This window comes from Nocardia sp. NPDC004722, assembly GCF_053601505.1.
The window spans coordinates 1-1163 of sequence record NZ_JBSGBY010001101.1 but is presented as its reverse complement, the minus strand read 5'-3'; the positions used below and the strand labels follow the sequence as shown (position 1 = coordinate 1163).

Genomic DNA, 1163 nt, shown 5'->3' with positions numbered 1-1163 from the left:
GGGTGCGGGATACGCCGGTGATGTAGAAGCTGGCGTTGGCGTGCTCAAGGACGCTCCAATGCTTCTGCCGCAGAATGTTTTTCAGGTATCCGGCGCTGGTGTCGGCGGCCCTGCTGCGCGGGCTGCGTGCCGAGGGCCTGGACCTGCTGCGCTGGGACGACGACGCCCGCTCGCTGCGGCAGCGGCTGGACTTCCTGCACCGCGCGGTCGGCGACCTCTGGCCCGCCGTCGACGACGACACCCTGCTCGCCACGGCCGAAACCTGGCTCGGCCCAGAGCTTTCCACCGCCCGTCGCCGCACCGATCTCCAGCGCGTCGCCGCCGGCACCGCCCTACGCCGCCTGCTGCCCTGGCCCGAGGCCGCCCGCCTCGACGAGCTCGCCCCCGAACGCCTGGAAGTCCCCTCCGGCAGCCACATCCGCCTCGACTACTCCGCCGACCCACCCGTCCTCGCGGTCAAGGTCCAGGAGATCTTCGGCTGGATCGACCCACCCCGCCTGGCAGGCGGCCGCGTGGGGATCCTCCTGCACCTCCTCTCCCCAGCCCAGCGCCCGGTAGCCGTCACCGCCGACCTCCCCTCCTTCTGGCGCACCGGCTGGCCCCAAGTCCGCGCCGACCTCCGCGGCCGCTACCCCAAACACGCCTGGCCCGAGGACCCCACCACCGTCACCGCCCACCGAGGCACCGCCCGCAACGCCCACCGCCCCACCTGAACCCGGCCCACAGCTGACGCATTTGGGTCAGCGGCGCGGATTGGTGAACGGGGACTCGGCGGAATAGTCAGGGCCTGGTGGATGCTGGACTGCGGTGCGTCCGGAGTGCGGGCGCTGATTGTGTGTTAACCGCCGGTGAGCCGGTGGAGAGGGAGTGTGCGGCATGCGGGCGATTCGATTCGACGAATTCGGCGGGCCGGAGGTCTTGCGGTCGGTGGAGGTGGCGGTGCCGGAACCCGGTGCGGGGCAGGTGTCCATCGATGTGGCGTATGTGGGATTGAACTTCGCGGATCTGCAGGCGCGGGCCGTCGGGTATCGGGTGCCGGCGTTGCCGTTCGTGCCGGGGCTGGAGCTGTCGGCGACTTTTTCCAGGCTGGTCCTGGCGTACCCGTCCCGCAGGAACATCTCGCGTGCGGTGGCGAGCAGGTCCGCGCGGGTGCGGGCCTGGCT

General features: G+C 71.2%; 2 protein-coding genes and 2 pseudogenes. 2 read left to right on the top strand and 2 right to left on the bottom strand.

What is annotated here, in order from left to right:
• On the bottom strand, nt 1-241 hold a 241-nt coding region (locus ACWELQ_RS46070), incomplete at its 3' end, for an FAD-dependent thymidylate synthase (protein WP_452403253.1).
• On the opposite strand from ACWELQ_RS46070, the gene ACWELQ_RS46065 reads away from it, so the two are divergent.
• Nucleotides 123-713, top strand: coding sequence for an ATP-dependent helicase C-terminal domain-containing protein (locus ACWELQ_RS46065; RefSeq protein WP_452403254.1), 591 nt, complete (start codon nt 123-125; stop codon nt 711-713). The two genes, ACWELQ_RS46070 and ACWELQ_RS46065, sit on opposite strands and share 119 nt — an antisense overlap.
• A gap of 163 nt (nt 714-876) precedes the next feature.
• Nucleotides 877-1017 (top strand): annotated as a pseudogene (locus tag ACWELQ_RS46060) (hypothetical protein); the annotation flags it as partial.
• Nucleotides 1018-1061: 44 nt separating this feature from the next.
• On the opposite strand, the pseudogene ACWELQ_RS46055 reads toward ACWELQ_RS46060, so the two are convergent.
• Nucleotides 1062-1163, bottom strand: a pseudogene (locus tag ACWELQ_RS46055) (TetR/AcrR family transcriptional regulator); the annotation flags it as partial.